Annotated in this window: 28 protein-coding genes; 21 read left to right on the top strand and 7 right to left on the bottom strand. The window is 69.4% G+C overall.

Going from position 1 to position 25,381, the window contains the following annotated elements:
- Positions 1–16: 16 nt before the first annotated feature.
- On the bottom strand, positions 17–1,291 hold the full coding sequence (locus tag U1872_RS11695) for an RsmB/NOP family class I SAM-dependent RNA methyltransferase (RefSeq protein ID WP_332793624.1): 1,275 nt from the start codon (positions 1,289–1,291) through the stop codon (positions 17–19).
- A gap of 95 nt (positions 1,292–1,386) precedes the next feature.
- On the opposite strand from U1872_RS11695, the gene U1872_RS11690 reads away from it, so the two are divergent.
- Positions 1,387–1,566: a DUF1674 domain-containing protein gene (locus U1872_RS11690; protein WP_332793073.1), complete on the top strand. Its 180-nt coding sequence runs from the start codon at positions 1,387–1,389 to the stop codon at positions 1,564–1,566.
- Between the two features lie 58 nt (positions 1,567–1,624).
- On the opposite strand, the gene U1872_RS11685 is transcribed toward U1872_RS11690, so the two are convergent.
- Genes U1872_RS11685 through tsaD form a run of 3 tightly spaced genes read right to left on the bottom strand, consistent with a single transcriptional unit; the run spans position 1,625 to position 4,157 of the window.
- A complete protein-coding gene (locus U1872_RS11685; RefSeq protein ID WP_332793072.1) occupies positions 1,625–2,161 on the bottom strand; it encodes a DUF1697 domain-containing protein in 537 nt (178 codons plus the stop codon).
- On the bottom strand, positions 2,158–3,129 hold the full coding sequence (locus U1872_RS11680; RefSeq protein WP_332793071.1) for an NAD(P)H-dependent glycerol-3-phosphate dehydrogenase: 972 nt from the start codon (positions 3,127–3,129) through the stop codon (positions 2,158–2,160). Before U1872_RS11680 ends, U1872_RS11685 begins: the two co-directional genes overlap by 4 nt.
- A complete protein-coding gene (gene tsaD / locus U1872_RS11675; RefSeq protein WP_332793070.1) occupies positions 3,126–4,157 on the bottom strand; it encodes a tRNA (adenosine(37)-N6)-threonylcarbamoyltransferase complex transferase subunit TsaD in 1,032 nt (343 codons plus the stop codon). Before tsaD ends, U1872_RS11680 begins: the two co-directional genes overlap by 4 nt.
- An 83-nt stretch (positions 4,158–4,240) precedes the next feature.
- Here tsaD and hemC point away from each other — a divergent pair, with 83 nt between their 5' ends.
- From hemC to U1872_RS11660, 3 genes are read left to right on the top strand one after another with little or no spacing between them, the layout of a single operon-like run.
- Positions 4,241–5,161, top strand: coding sequence for a hydroxymethylbilane synthase (hemC, locus tag U1872_RS11670; protein WP_332793069.1), 921 nt, complete (start codon positions 4,241–4,243; stop codon positions 5,159–5,161).
- Positions 5,158–5,844 (top strand): uroporphyrinogen-III synthase, encoded by a 687-nt coding sequence (locus U1872_RS11665; protein WP_332793068.1) that lies wholly within the window; start codon positions 5,158–5,160, stop codon positions 5,842–5,844. Before hemC ends, U1872_RS11665 begins: the two co-directional genes overlap by 4 nt.
- A gap of 31 nt (positions 5,845–5,875) precedes the next feature.
- Positions 5,876–6,919, top strand: coding sequence for a hypothetical protein (locus U1872_RS11660; RefSeq protein WP_332793067.1), 1,044 nt, complete (start codon positions 5,876–5,878; stop codon positions 6,917–6,919).
- On the opposite strand, the gene U1872_RS11655 is transcribed toward U1872_RS11660, so the two are convergent.
- Positions 6,916–7,713: a DUF72 domain-containing protein gene (locus tag U1872_RS11655; protein ID WP_332793066.1), complete on the bottom strand. Its 798-nt coding sequence runs from the start codon at positions 7,711–7,713 to the stop codon at positions 6,916–6,918. The genes U1872_RS11660 and U1872_RS11655 overlap by 4 nt on opposite strands.
- 73 nt (positions 7,714–7,786) lie before the next feature.
- Between U1872_RS11655 and U1872_RS11650 the strand changes: the two genes are divergently transcribed.
- From U1872_RS11650 to U1872_RS11640, 3 genes are read left to right on the top strand one after another with little or no spacing between them, the layout of a single operon-like run.
- Positions 7,787–8,140, top strand: coding sequence for an ArsR/SmtB family transcription factor (locus tag U1872_RS11650; RefSeq protein WP_332793065.1), 354 nt, complete (start codon positions 7,787–7,789; stop codon positions 8,138–8,140).
- Complete coding sequence (arsC, locus tag U1872_RS11645) at positions 8,137–8,562, top strand: arsenate reductase (glutaredoxin) (protein ID WP_332793064.1); 426 nt, start codon at positions 8,137–8,139, stop codon at positions 8,560–8,562. Before U1872_RS11650 ends, arsC begins: the two co-directional genes overlap by 4 nt.
- The gene (locus U1872_RS11640; RefSeq protein ID WP_332793063.1) at positions 8,562–9,848 is read left to right on the top strand and encodes an arsenic transporter; all 1,287 of its coding nucleotides are present in this window, start codon (positions 8,562–8,564) and stop codon (positions 9,846–9,848) included. The genes arsC and U1872_RS11640 overlap by 1 nt, the downstream gene beginning before the upstream one ends.
- 70 nt (positions 9,849–9,918) lie before the next feature.
- Here U1872_RS11640 and U1872_RS11635 read toward each other — a convergent pair whose 3' ends face one another.
- A complete protein-coding gene (locus U1872_RS11635; RefSeq protein ID WP_332793062.1) occupies positions 9,919–10,470 on the bottom strand; it encodes a GNAT family N-acetyltransferase in 552 nt (183 codons plus the stop codon).
- A gap of 349 nt (positions 10,471–10,819) precedes the next feature.
- Here U1872_RS11635 and U1872_RS11630 point away from each other — a divergent pair, with 349 nt between their 5' ends.
- From U1872_RS11630 to U1872_RS11620, 3 genes are all read left to right on the top strand, one after another.
- Complete coding sequence (locus tag U1872_RS11630) at positions 10,820–11,509, top strand: murein L,D-transpeptidase catalytic domain family protein (RefSeq protein WP_443025374.1); 690 nt, start codon at positions 10,820–10,822, stop codon at positions 11,507–11,509.
- Between the two features lie 174 nt (positions 11,510–11,683).
- The gene (locus U1872_RS11625; protein WP_332793061.1) at positions 11,684–12,748 is read left to right on the top strand and encodes a DUF47 family protein; all 1,065 of its coding nucleotides are present in this window, start codon (positions 11,684–11,686) and stop codon (positions 12,746–12,748) included.
- Between the two features lie 12 nt (positions 12,749–12,760).
- Positions 12,761–13,774, top strand: coding sequence for an inorganic phosphate transporter (locus U1872_RS11620; RefSeq protein WP_332793060.1), 1,014 nt, complete (start codon positions 12,761–12,763; stop codon positions 13,772–13,774).
- A gap of 164 nt (positions 13,775–13,938) precedes the next feature.
- Here U1872_RS11620 and U1872_RS11615 read toward each other — a convergent pair whose 3' ends face one another.
- Positions 13,939–14,973, bottom strand: coding sequence for a flagellin N-terminal helical domain-containing protein (locus U1872_RS11615; RefSeq protein WP_332793059.1), 1,035 nt, complete (start codon positions 14,971–14,973; stop codon positions 13,939–13,941).
- Between the two features lie 248 nt (positions 14,974–15,221).
- On the opposite strand from U1872_RS11615, the gene U1872_RS11610 reads away from it, so the two are divergent.
- The 11 genes from U1872_RS11610 (at position 15,222) to fliN (ending at position 25,381) form a co-directional block, all read left to right on the top strand.
- Positions 15,222–16,496 (top strand): sigma-54 interaction domain-containing protein, encoded by a 1,275-nt coding sequence (locus tag U1872_RS11610; RefSeq protein WP_332793058.1) that lies wholly within the window; start codon positions 15,222–15,224, stop codon positions 16,494–16,496.
- Positions 16,493–16,855: a flagellar hook-basal body complex protein FliE gene (gene fliE / locus U1872_RS11605; protein ID WP_332793057.1), complete on the top strand. Its 363-nt coding sequence runs from the start codon at positions 16,493–16,495 to the stop codon at positions 16,853–16,855. The genes U1872_RS11610 and fliE overlap by 4 nt, the downstream gene beginning before the upstream one ends.
- Before the next feature lie 3 nt (positions 16,856–16,858).
- Positions 16,859–18,607, top strand: coding sequence for a flagellar basal-body MS-ring/collar protein FliF (gene fliF / locus U1872_RS11600; RefSeq protein WP_332793056.1), 1,749 nt, complete (start codon positions 16,859–16,861; stop codon positions 18,605–18,607).
- Positions 18,604–19,611 (top strand): flagellar motor switch protein FliG, encoded by a 1,008-nt coding sequence (fliG, locus tag U1872_RS11595; RefSeq protein ID WP_332793055.1) that lies wholly within the window; start codon positions 18,604–18,606, stop codon positions 19,609–19,611. The genes fliF and fliG overlap by 4 nt, the downstream gene beginning before the upstream one ends.
- Positions 19,604–20,356, top strand: coding sequence for a FliH/SctL family protein (locus U1872_RS11590; RefSeq protein WP_332793054.1), 753 nt, complete (start codon positions 19,604–19,606; stop codon positions 20,354–20,356). Before fliG ends, U1872_RS11590 begins: the two co-directional genes overlap by 8 nt.
- A 127-nt stretch (positions 20,357–20,483) precedes the next feature.
- The gene (locus U1872_RS11585; RefSeq protein WP_332793053.1) at positions 20,484–21,812 is read left to right on the top strand and encodes a FliI/YscN family ATPase; all 1,329 of its coding nucleotides are present in this window, start codon (positions 20,484–20,486) and stop codon (positions 21,810–21,812) included.
- A 1-nt stretch (position 21,813) separates the two neighbouring features.
- Positions 21,814–22,239 (top strand): hypothetical protein, encoded by a 426-nt coding sequence (locus U1872_RS11580; RefSeq protein ID WP_332793052.1) that lies wholly within the window; start codon positions 21,814–21,816, stop codon positions 22,237–22,239.
- A 40-nt stretch (positions 22,240–22,279) separates the two neighbouring features.
- Positions 22,280–23,479 carry a flagellar hook-length control protein FliK gene (locus tag U1872_RS11575; protein WP_332793051.1) on the top strand — a complete coding sequence of 400 codons (1,200 nt, stop codon included), beginning with the start codon at positions 22,280–22,282 and terminating at the stop codon, positions 23,477–23,479.
- A gap of 19 nt (positions 23,480–23,498) precedes the next feature.
- Entirely contained in the window at positions 23,499–24,092 is a 594-nt protein-coding gene (locus tag U1872_RS11570; RefSeq protein ID WP_332793050.1) for a flagellar basal body-associated FliL family protein, read from the top strand.
- A gap of 3 nt (positions 24,093–24,095) precedes the next feature.
- Complete coding sequence (locus U1872_RS11565) at positions 24,096–25,082, top strand: flagellar motor switch protein FliM (protein WP_332793049.1); 987 nt, start codon at positions 24,096–24,098, stop codon at positions 25,080–25,082.
- Positions 25,079–25,381 carry a flagellar motor switch protein FliN gene (fliN, locus tag U1872_RS11560; protein ID WP_332793048.1) on the top strand — a complete coding sequence of 101 codons (303 nt, stop codon included), beginning with the start codon at positions 25,079–25,081 and terminating at the stop codon, positions 25,379–25,381. Before U1872_RS11565 ends, fliN begins: the two co-directional genes overlap by 4 nt.

The following is a 25,381-nucleotide window of genomic DNA, read 5'->3' as shown; positions in this document are numbered from 1 at the left end:
CGTGGGCAAGCAGCGCTTAACCCTGTCGGCGCAGGCGCGCGATGAAGAAGCCGTCATTGCCGCCGGGATCGATCATGCCGGGCAAGGTCCGCACCCAGCCGCCGGGGTTGGGGACGATCCCCGCCGGCAGTTCGTCTTGCGTCACGGGGACGAGACTGTAGTCGGGCCGCGCGGCAAGGAATTTGGTGAGCTGCGCCTCGCCCTCGGCGGGTTCGAGCGAACAGGTCGCAAAGACGAGCGTGCCGCCAGGCCTGACCCAATCGGCGGCGCGCGCGAGCAGTTTGCCCTGCAGCGCGGCCAGCTCGGTGATCTGCGACGGGCGCACGCGGTGGAGCACGTCGGGGTGGCGGCGAAAGATGCCCGTCGCGCTGCACGGCGCATCGAGCAGCACCGCGTCGACCGGCGCGGGCGGCGACCACAGCAGCAGGTCGGCGGTGATCACCGTCGCGGCAAGGTGGGTGCGCTCGAGATTTTCGTGAAGTCGCGCCAGACGACTTTCCGACGAATCGATCGCGGTGACGCTCCAACCGGCGCTCGCAAGCTGCATCGTCTTGCCGCCCGGCGCGGCGCACAGGTCGAGAACGGTGCCCGGGCCCTTGCCGAGCAGCCGGGCTGGAAGCGAGGCGGCGATGTCCTGCACCCACCAGCTGCCCTCTTCGAAACCGGGAAGTTCGGGAACATGCGCCGAGGGCAAGCGGACGTGCCCCGGCAGCAGCGACACGCCGCCGAGCGTCTCGGCCATCGCGTCGGTCGTCGCGGGGTCGGCGAGCGTCAGGTCGAGCGGCGGCGGCGCGGCCATCGCGCGCTCGGCCGCCTCGATGCCGTCGTCGCCCCACGCGGCGTGCCAGCGGATCGCGACGGGATCGGGCAGCGTCGGCTGCTCGGGCAATTGGTCGCCGCCGCGCATCAGCGTGCCGAACACGCCGTGGACGAGCTTGCGCGGACCGCCGTCGACGAGCGGCAGCACGGTCGAGATCGCGGCGTGCGGCGGCGTGCCGAGCGACAGCGCCTGGACGAGCGCGATACGCAACGCGAAGCGCGCCTTGGCGTCATCGGGCAGCCGCGTCTTGGTCGCCGAATCGATCAGCGCGTCGAGGTCGGGCAGGCGGCGCAGCACTTCGGCGGCGATCGCGTGCGCGAGCGCCCGGTCGTCGCTGCGCTCGATCCCGGCGGTGGCGCGGCCGATCGCAGCTTCGAGCGGGAGGCCCTGGCGCAAGACGGCGTCGAGCAAACGCAGCGCGGCCCGGCGTGCGGGGACGCCGGGCGGGTCGACCGGTTCGGGTTTGGGCATGTAGCGGCGCGGCGGCGGAAGGGTCAAAAGCTTGAACTCTGTCTAAAGGCCGCCGATGTAGCGGGGGCGCACCTGTCGTGCATCAAGGACACTCCATGGCCGTTCGCCCGCCGCATGTGAAGCCACCCGCCTATCTCAGCAAGAGTCCGCCGGTGCCCGAACCCGATCCCGTCCCGCTCGCGCCCAAGGGCCAGAGCGCCAAGGGCGACCCCGACGGGCTCGACCCGACGCGTTATGGCGATTGGGAAATGAAGGGCATCGCGATCGATTTCTGAGCGGGGCGCCTGTTTTGACCTCCAACCGTCACCCCGGCCTTGAGTCGGGGTGACGAAGTCAGGTGGCGAGCAACGTCGCCAGCTTCACCACGGTATTCCAGTTGCGCGCCGTGGCGAGCTTGGGAAATTTGAGCTTCGCCATCGCCTGCGGGAGCTTCGACTCACCGATCCCGTCGACATAATCGACATAGAGCTCGCGACCCCGCGCAACGAGCGTCTCGCGGCCGTGATAGACTTCGGGCAGCGCGTCGAGCCGATCGACGGGCACCGAGTCGCGGTGGAACAGCACAACGACATGATTCGGCCGCGCGAGCGTCGCTTCGGCAAAGGGATTGGCAGCGAGGATCGCCTGCAAATCGACGGCACTGCGCACGACCACGTCGGTCTTGAGGCCGTACACCTCCAACGCCGCCTCGATTGCCGCCTCGACCTTGGCGCCATCGATCTCGTCGCACGCGAACACGACATTGCCCGAGGCGAGTAGCGTCGTGACGTCACGATAGCCGAGCGCTTCGACCAGCGCCTTCAGATCGGCCATCGGCAGCTTGCGCCCGTTGAGATTGACCCCCTTGAGCAATGCCGCCCAGCGCATCATTCGCGCGTCAGCGGGCGGGCGAGCAGCGCGCCGATCACCGCCTGGACCTCGGCGCCGTCGAGCAAGGCACACACCGCCTCGACCACGGGCATCGCGACGCCAGCCTCGGCCGCCGCCTCGCGCAGCACCGGCGCGGTGAAGGCGCCCTCGGCGACGGTCAGCCGATCGGACAGCAAATCAGCGGCGCGCTTGCCCTGCCCCAGCCCAAGCCCAAGCGAGAAATTGCGCGACGCGGTCGACGAACAGGTCAGCACGAGATCGCCGAGCCCCGACAGCCCGCTCAGCGTCTCGACCTGCGCCCCGCGCGCGACGCCGAAGCGCGTCATCTCGGCAAACCCGCGCGCGATCAGCGCGGCGCGCGCATTCTGCCCGAGCCCCGCGCCCTCGACCACGCCGCACGCGATCGCCAGCACGTTCTTGACCGCGCCGCCAATCTCCGCGCCGATGACGTCATCCGAAGCATAAGGCCGGAAGCTCGGCAAGGCGATCTGTTCGGCCATCGCCTGCGCCCGCGCCAAGTCGGCCATCGCCAGAGTCACTGCGGTAGGCAGGCCACGCGCGACCTCTCCTGCAAAGGTCGGCCCCGACAGCACACCGATCGGCGATCCGGCATTTTCCTCGGCGGCGACTTCGCTCAGCAGCTTGAGGCTCCCGGCTTCGATGCCTTTTGAACAAAGCAATAGCGGCTGGCCATGCTTCGGCAGGTCGCGCACGATCCCGCGCATATGCTGCGCGGGGGTGACGATCAGCACGATCTCGGTTTCGCCGATCCAGCTTATGTCCTGGTTCGCCTCGATTCGCGACGACAGCGTGACACCCGTGAGAAAGCGAGCGTTGGTGTGATGCGCGTTGATCTCGGCGATCACGTCGGGCTCGAACGCCCATAGCCGCACCGCGTGCCCACCTTGCGCGAACACTTGCGCCAGCGCAGTGCCCCACGCGCCGCCGCCGATGACTCCGATCTTCATGCCTTCACCCCTGCCCCACGCACCGCCTCGGCGCCCGGATCGAGCGGCCAGCGGGGCCGCGGCGCGATGTCGAGCGGATCGGTCAGGCCGGCGGCAAAGCGTTCGGCGCCCGCCCAGCCGATCATTGCAGCATTGTCGGTACACAGCCACAAAGGCGGCGCGACGAAGCGCAGACCGTGCTCGCTCGCCAGCCCGCTCAGCGCGGTGCGCACCGCGGTATTGGCGGCAACCCCGCCCGCGACGACCAACGCGGTCGCATCGCCGGCGTGTTCGAGCGCGCGGATCGTACGGTCGAGCAGGCAATCGACCACCGCCGCCTGGAACGAAGCGGCGATGTCGTCGACCGCCCAGGTCTTGGCATCATGCGCGCGCACCACCGCGCTCTTCAGCCCGGCAAACGAGAAATGCGGTTCGGCCGAGCCTTTGAGCGGCCGCGGCAGCGGCACGATCGGACGCCCGCGCGCGGCGGCGGCCTCGACCGCGGGCCCACCCGGGAAACCGAGCCCGAGCACCTTGGCGGTCTTGTCGAACGCCTCACCGGCGGCATCATCGATCGTCGTCGCGAGCCGGCGATAGCGCGCGACCCCCTCGACCAGCAGCAACTGGCAATGCCCGCCCGAGACGAGCAGCAGCAGATAGGGAAAATCGAGATCGGGATCCGACAGCCGCGGCGAGAGCGCATGGCCCTCGAGATGGTTCACCGCGATCAGCGGCTTGCCCGCGGCATGCGCGAGCGCCTTGCCCGTGACGAGCCCGACCATCACGCCACCGATCAGCCCAGGCCCGGCGGTCGCCGCGATCGCATCGACATCGGCAAGCGTGACGCCAGCATCGGCGAGCGCCGCCTCCACCAAGGGGGCGAGCACCTCGACATGCGCGCGCGCGGCGATTTCGGGGACAACGCCGCCAAACGGGCGATGCGCCGCCTCCTGCCCGGCGAGCCGGTGCGCGAGGACGCGGCGGTCGGAAGTGACGAGCGACGCCGCGGTTTCGTCGCAGCTCGATTCAAGGCCGAGGATCAATGCCATGTGCAGGCCTTTAGCCACTTGCGCACGGCTTGTCGAAGCCGGGACGCTTCGCCACAGTGGCACGAAAAGGGAGAGACGGTTTCGTGACGCACCCCCAGCTCAAACTCGGCACGCGCGGATCGCCGCTCGCGCTCGTCCAGGCCAATATGGTGCGCGATGCGCTGTGCACCGCGCATGGATGGCAGATCGACGCGATCGAGATCGTGCCGATCAAGACCACCGGCGACCGCGTCCAGGACGTCGCGCTCGCCGAGATCGGCGGCAAGGCGTTGTGGACCAAGGAACTCGACCGGGCGCTGCTGTCGGGCGCGATCGATTTCGCGGTGCATTCGATGAAGGATGTCGAGACGGTGCGGCCGAGCGCGATCGCGATCGCCGCGATGCTGCCACGCGCCGATGTCCGCGATCGGCTGATCGGCGCCGCCAGCATCGCAGCGCTGCGCCCCGGCGCGGTGATCGGCACGAGTTCGCCACGCCGCGTCGCGCAATTGAAGCGGCTGCGCCCCGATTTCGAGACCGTGCTGTTTCGCGGCAATGTCGATACCAGGCTCGCCAAGGTCGCGGCGCGCGAAGTCGATGCCTCGATGCTCGCCGCGGCGGGGCTCGACCGGCTCGGCCGCCCCGACGTCGGGGTCGGAATCGAGACTGACGTCATGCTCCCCGCGCCGGCGCAGGGCGCGGTCGGGATCGAGGCGCGCGCCGACGACACCCGCGTGCGCGATTGGCTGGGGGCGATCGACCATGAAGCGACGCATCTGTGCGTGCTGGTCGAGCGCGCCTTGCTCGCCGCGCTCCAGGCCGACTGTCATTCCCCCGTTGCTGCGCTGGCGACGCTCGATGGTGACAGCATCCTGCTGCGCGCCGAATTGTTCGCCGAGGATGGCAGCGCGCATGTGACCGGCGAGATGCGCGGAGTGGTGGGCGACGGCACCTTCGCCGATCGGGTCGCGGCGGATCTGCTCGCGCGGGCGCCCGAGACGGTGCGGCGGCTGTTCGCGGCGTGACTCGCACGCTGGCGGTGCTGCGCCCCGAGCCCGGCAACGCCGCGACCTGCGCGCGCGCCGCTGCCGCGGGGTTCGCGACGCTGTCGCTGCCGCTGTTCGCGGTGCAGGCGATGCCGTGGGCGGTGCCCGATCTCGCCGCGTACGATGCGCTGCTGCTCACCAGCGCCAATGCGCTGCGCTTCGGCGGACCGGCGCTCGCAGGCTTGCAGACGCTCCCGGTGCTTGCCGTCGGCGCGCATACCGCCGCCGCAGCGCGCGCGGCGGGGTTTGACGTCATGGCAAGCGGGAGCGGCGACAGCGCCGATATCGTTGCGCTCGCGGCGGCGCAGGGCGTGCGCCACGCCCTGCACCTGACCGGGCGCGATCGCACGTTGGAGGTCGGCGGGATCGTCGCCAGCATCGTCGCCGTCTACGAAAGCGCAGAAATCGCCCTCGCTTCGGACGCGGCGCGGCAGCTGACGGGCACGACAGCGTTGCTGCACTCGGCGCGCGCGGCGCGGCGTCTCGGTGCCCTGCTCGCGAACGCCGGGATCGATCGCTCGGCGGTCGCGCTCGCGGCGTTCAGCCCCGCCATCATGGCGGCTGCCGGATCGGGCTGGCGCGCGATCGCGACCGCTACGGCGCCCGACGACGATGCGCTGTTCGCCGCCGTGCGGACGCTCCCCGTAACGACCGGCGATTGACCGCCCGGCCCGCCGCCCCGATAAGGTGCGAATGGACGACCCCGCCCTTCCGGTTCCCGATGCCGTATCGCCCGGACTCGCCAGCGTCGATTCGGCGCCTGTCGACCGGCCGCCGCCACGCCTTTTGCCGCCCTATACCCCGGCACCGCCGCCGCCTGCGGCAAGGGGCATCAGCTGGCGCGCCGGGATCGCGCTCGGCCTGCTCACCTTTCTGATCGGCGTTGCGCTCGCCGCCTTCATCATCACGCGATACCTCGCGCCGAGCGATAGCAAGACCGCGACGGTGACGCTCCCGGTCAGCAACGGGCAACCCCCGCTGGTGATCCTGCCGAGCAAGACCGCGGTGCCGGCGGCGACGATCGATCTCGCCGCGGTGTCGAGCCGCGAAGCCGAACTCGCCGCGAAGATCGACGATCTCGAGGCCCGCGCGGCCGCGATCGATCGCGATTCGCAGCGCGCGGCGGGCTATGCCACGCGCAGCGAGGGCTTGATGGTGGCCTTCGCCGCGCGCCGCGCGATCGATCGCGGGCTCAATCTCGGCTTTCTCGAAAGCCAGGTGCGCGAACGCTTCGGCGCGACACGCCCCGCCGCGGTCGCGACCATCGTCCGGGCGGCGCGCGATCCCGTCACGCTCGAGGATTTGCGCGCCGGGCTCGATGGCGTCGCGCCCGAACTGATGACCGGCGCCGCCAGCGTCGGCTGGTGGCAGAGCCTGCGCACCGAACTCGGCAACCTCGTCGTGCTGCGGCGCGCGGGGACGCCGTCGCCGCTCCCGGTTGACCGGGTCGCGCGGGCACGGCGCTTGCTCGAAGCCGGTCAGGTCGAGGCCGCGCTGGCGGAGGTTTCGCGCACCCCCGGTGCCGCGCAGGCCGAGCGCTGGACCAGCGCCGCGCGGCGCTACATCGACGCGCGCCGCGCGCTCGACACGATCGAGACCGCCGCGGTCCAGGTGCCGGGTGTCGCAGCGACCGCCGCGCTGGTCGAGCCGCTGCCGGCCGCCAGCGACGATTCCGCCGAGAGCCCCGCGCCGACGCCGACCGCCACCGCTCCGGCGGCTGCCGCGCCGACCCGCTAGCGGCCGATCCGCTCGATCAGCGCCATCGCGCCGTGCGGCGCGCGAACCTTGGCGCCGTTGATGAAGAAGACGAAGGTATCGCGCGGAGCCTTGGCCGCAGGTTTGGCGACATAAGGCAGCCCGGTCGGCGATTCGCCCGCCGCCCAGCCATGCGCGACCTCCGCCCAGCGGTCGAGCGCCGCGGGCGCATAGCCGGCAGGCTCCTCCTCGACCGCGGCCTCGAGCCGGGCGTAGACGAAATCGCCCGAGACGTCTGCGAGCGCAGGATAATCGGTCGAATCGGCATAGGCGATCGCCACCCCGGCAGCGCGGCAGAGCGCGACGAATTCGGGCACGTGGAAACTCGCATGCCGCACCTGCACGGCATGGCGCAGCGCGATGCCGTCCTGATGGCGCGGCAACAGCTCGAGGAACGCGCCGAAATCCTCCGGGTCGAACGCCTTCGTCGCCATGAACTGCCACAGGATCGGACCGAGCCGGTCGCCCAGCTCGACGATCCCCTGCCCGGTGAAGCGCGCGATCGACTCGCCAGCCTCCGCCAGCACCTTGCGATTGGTGCAATAGCGCGACGCCTTGAGCGCGAAGACGAAGTCATCGGGTACCGCCTTGGCCCACGCGGCGAAGGTCGCCGGCTTCTGCGATGAATAATAGGTGCCGTTGACCTCGATCGCGCTGAACTTGCCCGCGGCATAGTCGAGCTCGCGCTTGTGCGGCCATTTCTCGGGAAAGAAGGTCCCGCGCCACGGTTCGTAGGTCCAGCCGCCAATGCCGATTCGGATCTCGCTCTTCGTCATCCGCGCGGCTTAGCCCAGACGGCCGTTCGGATCGACGGTTGACCGCTCCGAAAGCATCGGATAATCCCGATGGATGATCACCGCCGATGCCCTTTCCGCGCTCGGCGCGCTCGCCCATCCGACCCGGCTCGCCACGTTCCGCCTGCTCGTCGCGCACGCGCCCGACGGGCTGTCGACCGGAGCGCTCGTCGCCGCCACGGCGCTCAGCCAGAGCACGCTGTCGACGCATCTCGCGGTGCTCGTCAACGCGCGGCTGGTCGTGACCGAAAAGCGCGGGCGGCAGATGATCCAGCATGCGCAGGTCGCGGTGCTGCGCGACCTGATGCTGTTCCTCGTCAAGGACTGCTGCCAGGGCCGCCCCGATCTGTGCGCACCCCTGCTCGACGACCTTGCCGCCGAACTCGCTGCCGAACCGGAGCCCGTATGACCGCTATCCTGATCTACCATAACCCCGCCTGCGGCACCTCCCGCAATGTGCTCGCGCTGATCCGCAACAGCGGCGCCGAGCCGCGGGTGATCGAGTATCTCAAGACGCCGCCGACCCGCGCCGAGCTGGTTGATCTGGTCGCGCGCGCCGGGATCACGCCGCGCGCGCTGCTGCGCACGAAAGGCACGCCCTATGCCGCGCTCGGCCTCGACGATCCTGCGCTGTCCGACGATGCGCTGATCGACGCGATGATCGCGCATCCGATCCTGATCAACCGGCCGCTCGTCGTCACGCCGCTGGGGGTCAAGCTGTGCCGCCCGTCGGAGGCGGTGCTCGACATCCTGCCCCACCCGCAGATCGGCGCTTTTGCCAAGGAAGATGGCGAAGCCGTGATCGACACCGACGGCCGCCGCGTTTCGTGATGATCGCAGCGCTGCTGATCTTCGTCGCGACGATCACGCTCGTCATCTGGCAGCCGCGCGGGCTGCCGATCGGCTGGAGCGCGACGGGCGGAGCGGTGGTGGCGCTGCTCGCCGGCGTCGTCACGCTGGCCGACGTGCCGATCGTGTGGGGCATCGTCTGGAACGCCACTGCGACATTTGTGGCGATCATCGTCACGAGCCTGCTGCTCGATGCCGCCGGCCTGTTCGAATGGTCGGCGCTGCACGTCGCGCGCTGGGGCGGCGGGCACGGCCGGCGGCTGTTCGCGCTGGTCGTGCTGCTCGGCGCAGCGGTGTCGGCGCTGTTCGCCAATGACGGCGCCGCCTTGATCCTCACCCCGATCGTGCTCGCGATGCTGCGCGCGCTCGGCTACGGCCCCAAGGCGACGCTCGCCTTCGTGATGGCGGCGGGGTTCATCGCCGACACCGCCAGCCTGCCGCTGGTCGTCTCAAACCTCGTCAATATCGTCTCGGCCGATGTCTTCCGGCTCGACTTCGGCACGTATGCCCGCGTGATGCTGCCGGTCGATCTCGCATCGATCGCGACCACCCTGCTCGTCCTCTCGCTCTATTTCCGCCGCGACATCCCGCGCAGCTACGACCTTGCCTGCCTGCGCGAACCGGCGGCGGCGATCACCGATCGCGCGACCTTCGTCGCGGGCTGGCTCGTGCTCGGCCTGCTGCTGGTCGGCTTCTTCGCGCTCGATCCGCTCGGCGTGCCGATCAGCGCGGTCGCGGCGGCGGGCGCGCTGCTGCTGCTCGCGGTCGCCGCCCGCGGCAAGGTCATCGCGACGGGCGCGGTGTTGCGCGGCGCCCCGTGGCAGGTCGTGATCTTCTCGCTCGGCATGTATCTCGTCGTCTACGGCCTGCGCAACGCCGGGCTCACGCGCGAGGTCGCGCGCCTGTTCGATCTCGCGGCGACCGGCGGCGTCTGGGGTGCGGCATTCGGCACCGGCATTACTGTCGCCATACTATCATCGCTAATGAACAACATGCCAACGGTGCTGGTCGGCGCGCTGTCGATCGAGGCGAGCCATGCGACCGGCGCAGTCCGCGAGGCGATGATCTACGCCAACGTCATCGGCTGCGACCTCGGGCCCAAGCTCACCCCGATCGGGTCGCTCGCCACACTGCTGTGGCTCCACGTGCTCGAGCAAAAGGGCGTACGGATCGGCTGGGGCTATTATTTCAAGGTCGGAGTTACGCTGACCGTGCCCGTGCTGCTCGTCACGCTGGCGGCGCTGGCGCTGCGCCTGACGCTGGCCTGACCGCTCCGCTTCTCGAACCGGCCCGCAGTGTGGTACGATCACGGCGGCGGTCTTGGACCGCAAGCCGGGCTCACACCGCCGCGCTGGCGATGCCGGGGGGCAAGCCGTCGACGTCGAGCCGGCGGCTGATCCGCAGCAGCGTGCTGTCGCCCGGATAGGGTTCGATAGTGAAGCCCATGTCCCGTTCGACCTCGATCGCGGCATGGTTTTCGCGGCTCTCGATCGCTTCGAGCGTCCTCACGCCCTTGGCATCCGCAAAGCGCGCGATATGGGCGAGCAACGCCCAGCCGATACCGTGCTGCTTGAAATCCTTGCGAATCGCGATGGCGACCTCGCCACGATCGAAGCGCGCGTCGCAGGCGAGCATCGCGGTCGCGATCATCATCGCCCCGTCTTCGGTGAAGGCGAGGAAGTTCTCGGACCAGCGGTGATCGACATGCGTCAGCGCGCTGATCTGGCTCGCGCCGACTTCGTTCAACTGCGCAAGAAAGCGGAACTCCAGGTCCTGCCGCGTGACGTGCGTGAAGAATTCGGCGACGGTCCCATCGTCGTCGGGCCGCGCTGGGCGGACGTGGAACGCAAACCCCGTGCGGGTACTGAGGCGCTGGCTCGGCGACTTCATCGGACGACCTTTCGCGATGGCTGGGGCCACCCGGCACCGGCCGATCCCGCATCTACGCTTCGCAGCGCGCAGGGCCAGCCTCGGACATTACGGATTCCCGGAGCATTGCCAGGGTGCCGCACCACCGGTGCCGCGCGCGACTCGGCGCGCGGCAACAGGATGTGCGCGTCCCTTGAGCATGGCGCCGAGGTCGATTCGCGACGTGGCGCGCCCGGCGGTGCGCCGGGGTGCGCGCTGGGCACGGCGAAGCGAACCGCGAGCCGCTACCCCGCCGCGGGCATTGGACTATAATTCTAATGGGGCCCCGCGCTGTCATGCCGACGCCGGGCGAGAGCGAAACGCTATCGTGGTGCAAGACGAATCGATACTGGCGCGCCGCGCCTTTCTCAAGACGAGCGCGCGGGTCGCCACCGCGGCGATTGGAGCGACCGTCCTGCCATCGCTGGTCAGCGCCGCGACCGTGGCAGACGGAGCCGACCCGCGTGGCTTCCGCGCGGCCTTTTCGCCGCTCACCCTTGCACGCCCGGGCGTGTTGCGGCCTGCCCTGCTGCGGCAGGCGCTGACCGCGCTCGATCGGCTGGGCACCGCCATCCCGCGTCGCGACCGGATCGCGATCGCCGATTTCGACGCGCCATCGGCGCAGCCGCGCTTCTACCTGGTCGATCTCGCCGGTGGCACGCCACAGGCGTTGCGCGTCGCGCATGGCAGCGGGTCCGATCCCGACCATAGCGGCTGGTTGCATCGCTTCTCGAACACACCAGGGTCGAACGCTTCGTCGGAAGGCGCTTTCCTCACCGCCGATTATTATGTCGGCAAACATGGCCTGTCGCAGCGATTGATCGGGCTCGAGCCCTCCAACAACAATGCGCTCGAGCGCGCGCTGGTGATCCACTCGGCCTGGTACGCCAATCCCGAGATGCTCGCCCTCCACGAACAACTCGGCCGCAGCCAGGGCTGCTTTGCGGTCGGCGAGCGCGATCTCGCGCAGGTGTTCGATCGCCTCGGGCCCGGCCGGATGGTCTACTCCGCCAAGATCTGACGCGCGCCAGGCGGCGGGCCACGCCGCGGGCACCGCGCGAGGAAAGCGCGCGGGTGGGTTGGCGGCAGCGGCTGGCTCTTGTACGGGGCCGGCATAGAAAGGTCGTGTCCCATCCGCCAGATCGCCGCCCTGCCCTATCGCACCGATGGAAACGCAATCGATGCGCCCGTAGAGGTGCTGCTGGTCACCTCGCGCGAGAGCAAGCGCTGGGTCATTCCCAAGGGCAATCCGATGCCGGGTTCGCTCCCGCACGCCGCCGCCGCGATCGAGGCAGAGGAAGAGGCCGGCGTGAGCGGGCTGGTCTGCCCGACACCGCTGGGATCGTATCGCTATCGGAAGCGTCGTCGCAACGGCGCGTCGCTGATGCTCGACGTCGACGTGTTTCCGCTCGCGGTCACGCGAGAGCTCGATGCCTGGAAGGAGCAATCGCAACGCGAACGGCGCTGGTTCGTCCTGCCCGAGGCGGCGGACGCGGTCGACGAAGCCGATTTGCGCGACCTGATCCGCTCCTTTGGCCCCACCAGCTTCAAGACCGCCGCCAGCCGCCAAGGTATGATGGCAACCGTAGCCCAGAAATCGAAAGTCAGTCCGATGTTCGCTTGGTTCCAGCGTCTCCTGCCGCGTACTGGCAATTTCTTCGAGCTGTTCGAGGCCCACGCCGTCGCGGTGATGGCCGGCGCCGACGCGGTCGCGCGCTTGATGCACGACGGATCGGGCGCGGCGTCGGACCATATCCGCGAGGTGATCGAGCGCGAGCAGGATGCCGACGACATCCACCGCGAAGTCCTGCTGACGGTGCGCCGCACCTTCCTCACGCCGTTCGATCGCGGCGCGATCACCAGTCTGATCGGCGCGATGGACGATTCGATCGACGAGATGCACGCCGCCGTCCAGGCAATCGACCTCTACGAAGTGCGCGGCTTCGAACCCGAGATGCGCGACATGGCGGCGATCATCGTCGACGCCGCGCGGCTCACCGCCGAGGCGATGCCGCTGCTGCGCGATGTCGGGCGCAACGGCGCGCGACTGCACGAACTGACCGAACGACTCGTCCGGATGGAGAGCCATGCCGACGAGATCCACACCGCCGGCGTCAAGCGCGCGTTCAAGGAGTTGGGGACGACCGATACGCTCGGCTTCATCGTCGCGCGCGAAGTCTACAAGCATCTCGAACGGATCGTCGATGCGTTCGAGCATGTCGCGAACGAGATCGACGGCATCGTCATCGATCACGCCTGAGCGATCCGACAGATGCATTCCCTCGCCTTGCCCCTGCTGATCGGCCTCATCGCGGTCGCCTTGGCGTTCGATTTCCTCAACGGCCTGCACGATGCGGCCAACTCGATCGCGACCGTCGTCTCGACGCGGCTGCTCAAGCCCGTCCATGCCGTGCTGTTCGCCGGCTTCTTCAACTTCGCCGCCTATTTCCTGACGATCACCTTCCCCAGCCTCCACGCCGTCGCCTCGACGATCGGCAAGGGGCTGATCGCGCAGGACCTGATCACCCCCGGGGTGGTGTTCGGCGCGCTGGTCGGGGCGATGTTCTGGAACGTCGTCACCTGGCTAAAAGGCATTCCCTCCTCGTCGAGCCACGCGCTGGTCGGCGGGCTGATCGGCTCGGGCGTGGCGCATGCCGGGATCACCGGGGTGCAGTGGGCCGGGCTCAACAAGACGCTGATCGCCATCGTGCTGTCGCCGGTGCTCGGCATGATCCTGTCGATGCTGATCATGCTGGTGTCGAGCTGGCTGTTCGCGCGCGCGAGCAATCGCACCGCGGAGCGTTCGTTCCGTGCGCTGCACCTGATGTCGTCGGGCGCCTATTCGCTCAGCCACGGGCTCAACGATGCGCAGAAGACGATGGGCATCATCACCGTGCTGCTCTTCTCGACCGGCTATTACACGGGCGAGTTCGAAGTGCCGCACTGGGTCGCGATCAGCTGCTATGTCGCGATGGGGCTCGGCACGCTGACCGGCGGGTGGAAGATCATCGAGACGATGGGATCGCGCATCACCAAATTGTCGCAGCACCAGGGTTTCAGCGCCTCGCTCGGCGGCTCGATCATGGTGTTCGCCGCCTCGCTGCTCGGCATTCCGGTGTCGACCACGCATACCATCACCGGCTGCATCATCGGCGCCGGCGTCGCGCGGCGCGCCTCGGCGGTGCGCTGGGGTGTCGCGCAGAACGTGCTGGTCGCGTGGATCATCACGATCCCCGCCTCGGCCGCGGTCGGCGCGGCCTTCTATCTGCTGACGACCTTCTTCTAAGCCGTCCGACGCGGCACCTCGCGCCGCCGCCGCCATGCGAAAAACCCCGGCCACCCTGACGGGGGACCGGGGTTTTCCGTAGACCGTCCCCCGCCGGGGAAGGGGATGGCCCGCTCGGCCCCGGCACCCTGGATAGGGGGTCAGGTGCCAGGGCCCGTCAGGTGTTAGCCGAGCAGCTTGAGCACGCCCTGCTGGCTCTGGTTCGCCTGCGCGAGCAGCGCGGTCGAAGCCTGGCTGAGGATCTGCGCCTTGGCGAGGCTGGTCGTTTCGGTCGAGAAGTCGACGTCTTCGATCCGGCTGCGTGCATCGGTCAGGTTGGCGACGCTCGAAGTGAGCGTGTTGACGACCGAGGTCAGACGGCTCTGACCGGCACCGAGCGAAGCGCGCGTCGTGTTGACCGCCTTGAGCGCGGTGTCGAGCGTGTCGAGCGCCGTGGTCGCGCTCGCCGTCGTCGTCACCGAGACGCCGCCCGAGATGCCGCCGCCCGGCTGCGCTGGCGTGTAGATCAGATCGCCGCTGGCCAGCGTCTTGTTCGTGCCGATGTCGGATGCGGTCGCAGCGGTCGCGCCACCACCGAACTTCGCACCGTATGCGACGTCTTCCTGGGTGACGGTGTGGACTGTGCCGAAGCGCGGATCTGCCGTCGCGTCCGCACCGATCGTCGAGGTCGTCGCCGTGGTCGCGCCCGTCACCGCGCCGCTGACGGTTGCGAGATTGAGCGCGCTGATGTTGAGGGCCACCTTGTCGGCAGAGCCCGAACCGGTCTGGATATTGATCGCCTGCGCGGCGCCGAACAGCGAAACGCCGTTATATTTGGTCGCCGAGATGTTGGTCAGCTGCTTCTGCAGTTCGGTGACTTCGGTCTGCATGTTGGTACGATCGTCGGCGCCATAGGTGCCCGATGCCGACTGCACTGCCAGCTCGCGGATACGCTGCAGGATGTTGGTTGCTTCGCCGAGCGCGCCATCGGCGGTCTGGGCGAGTGCGATACCGTCGTTGGCGTTGCGGATCGCCTGAGTCTGGCCCTTGATCTGCGAGGTCAGCGACGAGGCGATGGCGAGGCCGGCGGCGTCGTCCTTGGCCGAGTTGATGCGCTTGCCGGTCGACAGGCGCTCGATGCTCGTCGCGAGCGCGGCGCTCGCCGAGTTCGAAGCGTTGGTCGCCTTCAGGGCGGAAACGTTGGTTCCGATAACGGTCATGGTACTAATCTCCATCTTGGTCGGCAATCCCGCCGCCCCCTATCGGAGAGCCGAGCCGCCAAGGGTGGTAACGACCGGTCGCGCCGGCGATTAAGCGCTTTTGCGAAACCGCTGCTTTTTTTTGCGTCTTTTTCGGAACTTTCCGCCACTTTCGCCTAGCGGCGGTCAAAGTTTGCCGCTCCGGCAACATCCTTAACCACTCATTTACCAAAAATACGGCAATTGGAGGCTCGTTCAGGGGGACTTCCATGCGATCCATCGTTCCGTCAGCCGCGATACTCCGCCAGCATTATGCGCTGGTCTCCACGCTGCGCGCGCAGGGCTTCGCAATCGGATCGCTCGAGGCCGGCAAGCTCGCGCGCGACGATCTCTATCTGGTCGCCGAAGGCGAGACCCCGCCCGCCGCCGCACGCACCGTCGTGCTGGGCAGCGACGGCCGCTCCATTATCCCCGCGCGCGACGGCAGCCCGGCGCGTGTCGCCTTCGACAGCCGCGACGCCGCGGTCGGCGCCGGCTTCGTCCGCGCACTGCTCGCCGAACCCGAAATGCCGACTGCCGCCGACCCCGAGAGCCTCGCCCTCTATGCGCTCGCCGATCGCGTCGCCGCCGCCGACATCACCGTCCTGATCAACGGCCCGACCGGCACCGGCAAGGAGGTGCTCGCGCGCGCGATCCACCTCAAGTCGAACCGCGCGGCGGGCCCGTTCATCGCGATCAATTGCGCGGCACTGCCCGAGACGATGCTCGAGGCTTTGTTGTTCGGTCACCAGAAGGGCGCCTTCACCGGTGCATCGGCGACCGGCGAAGGCTTCTTCCGCGCCGCGCACGGCGGCACGCTGCTGCTCGACGAAGTCGCCGAGTTGCCGCTGTCGCTCCAGGCCAAACTGCTGCGCGCGTTGCAGGAGCGCGAGATCGTCCCGATCGGCGCGACCACGCCGCAGCCGATCGACGTCCGGGTGATCGCCTGCGCCAATCGCGACCTGCAGGACGAAGTCGCCGCCGGCCGCTTCCGCGCCGATCTCTATTATCGCCTCTCGGTCTTTCCGCTGACCACCAAGCCGCTCGCCGATCGCCCGCAGGACATCCCCGCGCTCGCCGCGACGCTGATCCTGCGCCACGCCGGCACGCGCGCGATCGTGCCGTGGCCCGACATGTCGGCGATCGACCTGCTGCTGCGCCACGACTGGCCCGGCAATGTCCGCGAGCTCGAAAACGTCATTCAGCGCGCTTTGCTGTTCGCCGGGGGCGACACGATTTCGGCCGAGCACATCGTATTCGACCGGCCGAGCGCGCTCGCCGCGGTCGCCGCCAACGATCAGCCCGCACCCGTCACGCTCGGCAATATCGTCCAGATGCACGAATTCCAGGCGATCCGCGAGACGCTCGCCGCCTGCAACGGCAGCCGGATCGAGACGGCGAAGCGGCTCGGCATTTCCGAGCGCACGCTGCGCTACCGTCTGGCCAAGGCGCGCGAACAGGGTGACGACATCGTCCTCGCCGCCAACCGGGCAGCCTGGGCATGAGCATCGACGCAATCGGTGGTGGTGGCGCGATGGGCGTCGACCGGGTGATGGCGCTGCGCGCGCAGATCCTCGAACGCAACCAGGCGCTCGCCCGCGCCGGCACCGCGGGCGCCGCGGCGCCGGCGGCGCCGGCCAGGCCCGCCAATTTCGCCACGACGATGGAAGATGCGCTGAAGAGCGTGAACCAGGGTCAGGTCGAGGCGAGCAAGCTCTCCGAAAGCTATGAGCGCGGCGAGACGATCGACATCGCCAAGGTGATGCTCGCCCGTCAGCAGGCCTCGGTCGGCTTCGAGGCGACGCTGCAGGTCCGCAACAAACTCCTGTCCGCGTACAAGGACATCATGAGCATGCCGGTATAATCGATGAGCAACGCTCTCACCCCCGCTCCGCAAGGGTCGACTGGTTCCGGGCTCGCCGCCATGGTGCCCGAACGCTTCGCCAACCCGCTCCACCAGCTGCAGGGCCTGCTCGCGCAGCCCGCGGTGCGCCGCAGCCTGCCGATGGCGCTGCTCGTCGGCCTGATCGGCGCCGCCGCACTCGCCTGGATGATGCTCGCCACCCCGACGCAGAAGGTGCTGTTCGCCGGCCTCGCCGATGCCGACAAGGCGTCGGTCACCGCCGCGCTGCAAGCCGCCAACATCACCTCGAAGATCGACGCGGGCACCGGATCGCTGACCGTCAACGAGGACGATTATGCGCGCGCGCGCATCCTGCTCGCCGGCCAGGGGCTGCCCAAGGCGGCACCTGGCGGCTACGCGATCCTCGACAATCTCCCGATGGGCGTCTCGCGCGCGGTCGAGGGCGAGCGCCTGCGCCAGGCGCGCGAGACCGAGCTCGCGCGCTCGATCCAGGAAATCGATGCCGTCGCCGAAGCGCGCGTCCATCTCGCCACGCCCGAGCAGTCGGTGTTCGTGCGCGACAATGCCGCGCCATCGGCCTCGGTGATCGTCAAGCTGCAGCCGGGCCGCTCGCTCGGCGACGCGCAGGTCTCCTCGATCGTCAATCTCGTCGCCTCGTCGGTGCCGGGCATGAAGCCCGAGGGCGTGACGATCGTAGACCAGATGGGCGGCCTGCTGACCAAGGGCAACAATCAGAGCGCGCTCGGCATCGCCAGCGACGAGCGCGTCGCCTTCCAGCGCCGCGTCGAGGAGAAGTATCGCGCACAGGTCGTGCAGATGCTCACCCCGCTGATCGGCGCGGGCAATTTCACCACCGAAGTGCAGGCCGACGTCGACCTCAACGAAACGCAGGCAACCAAGGAAAGCTACGACAAGCAGGGCGTGCTGCGTGTCGAGCAGGGCCAGTGGACCGGCAATGGCAAGGAGGGGCAGGCGCCCGGCGGGATCCCCGGCGCGCTGTCGAACACGCCGCCGCCCGCCTCGACGCTCAGCGCGCCGCAGCCGACGCCGACCCCCACGCCGTCGCCCGCCGCAGGATCTGGCGTCACGGCGCCGGGGACGACCGGCCCGGTGGTGGCGGCCGCGGCCGGCGCGGTCAGCGATGCGCTCAAGGCGAGCGACCAATATTCACGCGCCTACGATCTCGGCAAGGAAGTCTCGGTCAGCCGCACCGCCCCCGGCACGATCACGCGCCTGTCGGTCGCGGTGCTGCTGCGCGATCCTGAAACCGGCAAGCCGCGCAGCACGGTCGAGATCCAGCAGATCACGCAGCTCGTCCAGACCGCGGTCGGCTACAGCCAGGGCCGTGGTGACCAGGTCACCGTGATCAGCCGCAAGTTCGCCGGCGCCACCGCGCTCGACGACAAGCAGCCATGGTATGATGCCGGCTGGCTGCCGGTGGTGGCGCGCAACGTGACCGCCCTGGTGATCGCCTTGCTCGTCCTGTTCCTCGGAGTGCGGCCGCTGGCCGCGGCATTGCTCAAGAAACGCGACGATACCGCCCAGCCGCGCGCCGCGCTCGGCCGCGAGATCGGCGCTCGCGACGGCTATGACGGCGGCCAGATCCCGCCGCCACGCAGCGACCAGCCGGTCAGCATCGACGCGCTCGAAAATGCCCGCAACTATGACGACCGGATCGGCATGGTGCGCGGCTTCACCCGCGACAATCCGGCGCGCGCCGCGCTCGCCGTACGGGACATGATCAAGTCATGAACGCACCAGCCCGTATCTATACCGGCGTCGAACGCGCCGCCGTCCTGATGATGCTCGTCGGCGAGGAGGAAGCCGCCGCGATCCTGCAGAAGCTCGATCCCGAGGAAGTCCGCCAGCTCGGCAAGGCGATGTTCGCCGTCGCCGACGTCAGCGAGCTCGAGGTCGAGGGCGTGCTCGACGATTTCGTCGGCAAGGCCCGCGAACGCACCGCGATCGGTTTCGACCCGCGCCCGCGGATCGAAGCGGTGATGACGCGCGCGCTCGGCCAGGAGAAAGCCGACAGCGTGCTCGCGCGGATCGTGCCGGCCCAGGAATCGTGCCAGCTCGACCTGCTCGACTGGCTCGACGCCGGCGAGATCGCCGCGATGATCGAGAAGGAGCATCCGCAGATCGCCGCGGTGATGATCGCCAATCTCGATCCCGCGGTTGGCGCGCAAGTGCTCGAGCTGATGCCCGACGCGGTGCAGCCCGACATCCTCCACCGGCTCGCCCGGCTGGGGCCGATCACACCCGAGGCGGTCGAGACGCTCAAGACGATGCTCGCGAACCGCACTGGTTCGTCACAGGCGCAGGCCGGCGTTACGCTCGGCGGCACCAAGGACGCCGCCAAGATCCTGTCGAGCGGACGCAAGGCGACCGAACTGCGCGTCATGCCCAAATTGTTCAAGATCGACCGCGACGTGGCCAAGGCGATCGAGGAAGCGATGTTCGTGTTCGACAATTTGCTCGAGCTCGACGACAAGAACCTCGGCACGCTGATCCGCAACATCGACAGCGACATCCTCACGCGCGCGCTGAAGGGCGTCGACGAGAGCATCCGCGCGCGCTTCCTCGGCTGCATGTCGAGCCGCGCGGCCGACGGCATCCGCGACGAGATGGAAGCGCGCGGGCCGATGAAGCTCTCCGAAGTGCTCGAGGCGCAGAAGGTGATCATCCAGATCGCGCGCAACCTCGCCAAGGACGGCACGATCCAGATGGGTGCGGGCGAAGACGATTATGTCTGAGTTCACCGCAGGCTTTTCCGCGCGCGGCCAGGGCGTCGCCGAAGCGCTCAAAGCGGCGTTCGCGCCGCGCGTCGGGTTCGCCCCCGCCGACCTGCGCGACCGTGTCGCGCGCGGCCCGGTGTCGTTCGCGCCGCAGGCGTCGAGTGCGGGCGTCGGCGAAAGCGGCCCACGCCACTTCGCCCCGGCCGACCCCGACAGCAACCCGACCGAAGGCTGGGATCCGTTCGACCCGAGCACGGCGAACCAGCCCGCACCGTTCGTCGACCCGATCGAGGTGGCGCACGCCAACGGCTATGCCGCTGGCGTCGAAGCGGCGCTCAGCGAGATCGCGGTGACCGGCGAGCGTGACCGCACCTTGCTCGCCACGCTCGCGCAGGCGCTGCAGGCCGATGACCGGATCGATCGCGATGCCGTCGCGCGGCGCTTGCGCCAGACCGTGCTGTACCTCGTCACCCGGCTGGTCGGCGAAGTCGGCATCGCGCCCGACCTGCTCGCACGTCGGATCGAGGCGGCGACCGACCTGCTCAGCGATGCCGCCGAATCGGCGATCCTCCACGTCCACCCCGACGACGTCGCCTTGCTCGAGGGCAAGCTGCCGCGGCAGATCTTCGCGGTGGGCGACGACGCCATCGCGCGCGGCGCATTCCAGCTCGAGAGCGCCTCGACGATCATCGAGGACGGCCCCGACCTGTGGCTCGAGCAATTGGCGCACGCGATCGACCGCGTCGCGGTGCCGGAGGCGTGATGGGTTTCACGGTATCGCTCCCCTCCCTGGAAGGGAGGGGCTGGGGGTGGGTCGGCCCGTTATCGAACGCCACGCCCGCCTCAGGCCGACCCACCCCCGCCCCCTCCCTTCCAGGGAGGGGAGAAAAATGCTGAACCGCTTCACCGGCGATTATCTCGATTCGCTCGGCCTGCCCGGTTTCGCCCCCGCCCCCAAGGTGTCGGGCCGGCTCGCCTCGTTCGACGGGCTGTTGATGGAAGCGGTCGGACTGACGCTCCCGGTCGGCACCGTCTGCCAGGTCGGCGATCGCCATGCCGGCGTCGAGGCCGAAGTGATCGGCTTCCGCAACGGCCGCACGCTGCTGATGAACCTCGGCGGCCCGGCCGCCTTGCTGCCGCAAGCCCCAGTGCGCCCGACCGGCCCGCCCGGCGAGGCCGAAGTCGGCGCCGCGTTGCTCGGCCGCGTGGTCGACGGCGCCGGCAAGCCGATCGACGGGCTTGGCCCGATCCGCGCCGCAGGCCGCTGGCCGCTGGCCGGCAAGGCGCAGTCGCCGCTCGATCGCGGTCGCGTGCTCCATCCGCTCGATGTCGGCGTGCGGGCAATCAACGGCCTGCTCACCGTCGGGCAGGGCCAGCGGATCGGCATCATGGCCGGCTCGGGCGTCGGCAAGTCGGTGCTGCTCGGCATGATCGTCCGCGCCGCCGAGGCCGACGTGATCGTCATCGGCCTGATCGGCGAGCGCAGCCGCGAAGTCGCCGACTTCCTCGAGACCAAGGTCGCGGGCGAGGCGCGCAAACGTGCGGTCGTCATCGCCGTGCCCGCCAACCATTCCCCCGTGCTGCGCATCCGCGGCGCGCTGCGCACCCACGCGATTGCCGAGGCGTTTCGCGCCGAAGGCAAGAAGGTGCTGCTGATCATGGATTCGCTGACCCGCGTCGCGCATGCCGGGCGCGAGATCGGCCTGGCGCTCGGCGAACCCGCGAGCGCGCGCGGCTATCCGCCCTCGGCGATCGCGATGCTGCCCAATTTGATCGAACGCGCCGGCACCGACGTCCATTCGGGCGGATCGATCACCGCGATCTACACCGTGCTCGCCGATGGCGACGACGGCAACGATCCGGTCGTCGATTCGGCACGCTCGATCCTCGACGGCCACGTCGTGCTGTCGCGTCAGCTCGCCGAGCGCGGCGTCTATCCCGCGATCGACATCGGCCCCTCGGTCAGCCGCGTGATGACCGACATCGTCGACAAGCCGCACCTGAAAGCCGCGCGCACGCTGCGCCGCCACCTCGCCACCTATGAGGAAAATCGCGATCTCGTGCTGATGGGCGCCTATCGCGCGGGCGCCGATCCGGCGATCGACACCGCGATCGCCTGCCACCCCGCGATCATGGAATATATCAAGCAGGACCCCGACGAGATGGTCTCGCTGGCCGACGCCGCGGTCGAGCTGATCGGCGTATTCGGCGCCGACTGAGATGGCCAAGCCGACCAAGCTCGAGCGCATCCTGCGCGTCCGCACGCTCCAGCTCGGGCTGGTCCAGGCCGAGGAAGCGCGCGCGCATGATCGCACCGCGAGCGAAGCGGCGTTGCAGGGACGCATCGCGCAGCTCGCCGCCGGTGTCGCGCCGGCGCCGGCGCCTGCTCCCGTCGCCGGCCTCTCGCTCGTCGCGGCGGCGCATTTTCGCGAGCGGCTGCACCAGTCGGCGCAGGCCGCCGAAGGCCGGCTGCGCGCCGCGCAAGCCACCGCCGCGCGCGCGGTCGAAGCGACGCGCGAAGCCCGCCGCGACCAGAGCGCCGTCGAGAAACTGATCGCGCGCGCCGATGCCACCGCGGTGATCAAGGCGATCCGCGAAATGGAAGCGGCACCGCCGACCCGGAAGATCCGGCACGATCCTTGCTGATCTCCGCGCAAGGGCCGGTTGGGGCCCGTCCGGAGCCGCAATGATCGATTCGCCATCCAGCCTGTCCAGCGCTGCAACCGTCATGCCGCCACCCGCGGTTTTGGCGCACAAAGCCCCGTCGGGACGCTTCGGTCAGACGCTCAGCGCGTTTCTCGATGCGCGTGACGCCACTGCAGACGCCGCGCCGACGCCGGGCGCCGACCGGCAAGCGGTTGCCGACGACGGCAAACCCCTGCCCGACCCAGCACTGCCCGACCCGGCCGAGCCCGACCCAGCCGAGCCCGACCCGGATCCGACGCTCGCGCTGGCCGCCTGGCTTCCCGTGACACCGCCGGCAGTCGCCACCCCAACGCCGGCGCAGCCGATCGCCACCGGCGGCGCGACGGCAGCGGCAACCGTATCGCCCGGCACGCCCTCGCTGCCGACAACGCCGCTCGCCACCCCGGGCGCCCCCGCGCCGACCGATGCGCCAGCCCCGCCGCTGCCACCGGCCAAGGCCGATCCGTCGCTCGACACGCTGATCGCCGATGCGCTCGCCCGCGCGCCGCGCCTCGAAGCGACCGCGGGACACGACGTGGCAGCGCCCGACGCCCCCGTCGCGCTCGCCAGCATTGCCGATGCGCCCCCGGCGATGGCGGTGAGCGCCACCCCACAACCCGCCGGGCAGCTCTTCGCTGCGGCAATGGCGGCGAGCGCGTGGCACGATCGGTCGCTGCAACGCGCCGAGCAGGAACCCGCCGCACCCGGCGTGCTCGGCCTCGCCGCGCCGATCGCCAATGCCGAGCGCGCGACCGTGCTCGCCACAAGCGACAGCGCGGGCAGTGCGCTCGACCTGACGCAGGATCATGGCTTGCAGAAGATGATCGACCAGATCGCGACGCTGCGCGACGAGGCCAGCGATGCCGCCACCGCGCGCGACACGCGAATCCGCCTTGTCCCCGATGCGCTGGGCAGCGTCGACGTCTCGGTGCGCAGCCACGGCGATCGCGTCCATGTCCACTTCGCCGCCGAGCAGGAAGCGACGCGCGCGCTACTCGCCGATGCGCAGCCGCGGCTGACCGAGCTCGCTGCCGCGCGCGGCGTGCGGATCGGCGACACCAGCGTGTCGGCGGACTCGGGTCGCGGCAATGGTGCTGCGCCACAGCCGCGCCCCACCCCGTCCAACGCCCCGTCCACCACGCCGCCGCCGCGCGACACGGACGCCGCGACCGCAATCCCGACCGACGCCCGCGTCGCGTAAGCCTTGAAGGAGCCGATCCATGAGTGAAATCGTCGAAGAAAAAACCAAGAAGAAGAAGGGCGGGATGATGAAGATCGTGCTGCTCGTGGTCGGTGCGCTCGTGCTCGTCGGCGGCGGTGTCGGCGGCGCGCTCTATGCGATGAATGCCGGCCTGCTCGGTGGCGGCAAGGGCCTGATCGAGCCGAGCGGGCCGCGACTCGTTCCCAAGACCGAGCAGAAGCGGGCCGGATCGGGCGAAGGCGCCGAGGCCAAGGAAGGCGGCCACAAGCCTCCGACGGGTACCGGCGGCGACAAATACGCCTCCAATTATTACGCGCTGGACAAGGAGTTCACCTCCAACCTGCAGGACAGCGTCCACTTCATCCAGGTCGGGATCGCGGTGTCGACGCCCTATGACGACACCGTCATCGAGAACATCAAGACCAACGAGATCGCGGTCCGCTCGTCGATCCTGATGGCGCTCGGCGACACCACCGAGGACCAGGTTTTCACGAGTGCCGGCAAGCAGGTTCTGCAGCGTCGCGTGGCCAAGGCGATCAACGACACGCTCAAGGAAAAGGAAGGCTTTGGGGGCGTCGGTAACGTTTACTTTACCAATTTCGTTGTTCAGTGAGACATGGTTAACGAAGACCTTCACAGCGCGACAGGCGCCCAGTCGGTACAGGAACGGCGCGAGCGCCCCCGCCGACACGCGGCGCATGCCACGCTGGGAACGGTCAATCTCAACCCGTTCGGCGATCTGCACACGGTGCAGCATCTCTCGGCGCGGCTCGCGCGCGGCGTGCGCGGGGTGTTCGAGCCGCTGCTGCGTCGCGAATGCCGCACCTGGGCCGAGCCTTTGGTCGTCCAGCGGCTCGCCGATTACCGGGCGGAGCGCCCCGACGGTCTGACCGCCTGGCTGCCGTTGACGATGACCGCGGCGGGCGCGCTGCCCACGGGCCAGGCGCTGGCGGTGCTCGACGGGCGCTTCGTGCTCGAACTGCTCGACCTGTTCTTCGGCGGCACCGGCGCGGTCGCGGCCGACATGGCGGCCGAATTCACGCCGGCTGCCGAGGCGATGATCGCCCGGCTCGGCGCGATGCTGGCGGTGCCGATGCACGCCGCGTGGGAGCCGCTCGCCAAGATCAGCTTCGCGCCTGGCCATGTCGAAGCCAATCCGTCGCTGATCCCCGAGCTCGATCTCGACGAGGCCGTCGTCGTCACGCGCTTCGGCATCGCGGTCGGCACCGCCAAGCCGGTGTTCCTCGACCTGCTCTATCCCGTCGCCGCGCTGAAGCCGCACGGCCCGTCGCTGACCGGCAAGGTCCACGGCAAGACCGCCGAGCCCGACCCGGCGTGGCGCACCGGACTCACCCGCGCGGTGATGGACGTGCGCTTCGAGGTCCGCTCGGTGCTGGCCGAGCCGATGGTCTCGCTCAGCGTGCTGATGGACCTCAAGGCCGGCGACGTGATCCCGATCACCGTCGGGCACGACGTGCCGGTGATGGTCGGCGGCGACCGGCTCGGGGCGGGGACGGTCGGCACGTCGAACGGCAAGGCCGCGATCCGGCTGACCAGCATTTCGAACGACATTGAACGTGATCTCAGGGGTGGACTGCAATGAACGACATGACTTCCGGTCTGCCAGGCGGGATGCCCGTCGACGCCAGCCTCGCGGCCAATTTCCGCCTGCTGCAGGATGTCGACGTCAAGCTGACCGTCGAGATCGGCTCGACCTCGCTGACGCTGCGCGAATTGCTCGCTTTGGGCGAAACCAGCGTGATCGAGCTCGACCGCCAGGCCAACGAACTGCTCGACGTGCTCGTCAACGGCACGCTGATCGGGCGCGGCGAGGTCGTGATGGTCGGCGACCATTTCGGTGTGCGGATGACCGAGCTGGTCAGCCCCGAAAAGCGCGCGTGA

It is taken from the genome of Parasphingomonas frigoris, from assembly GCF_036663815.1.
Taxonomy (GTDB): domain Bacteria; phylum Pseudomonadota; class Alphaproteobacteria; order Sphingomonadales; family Sphingomonadaceae; genus Sphingomonas.
This window is presented reverse-complemented; position numbering and strand designations above follow the sequence as displayed.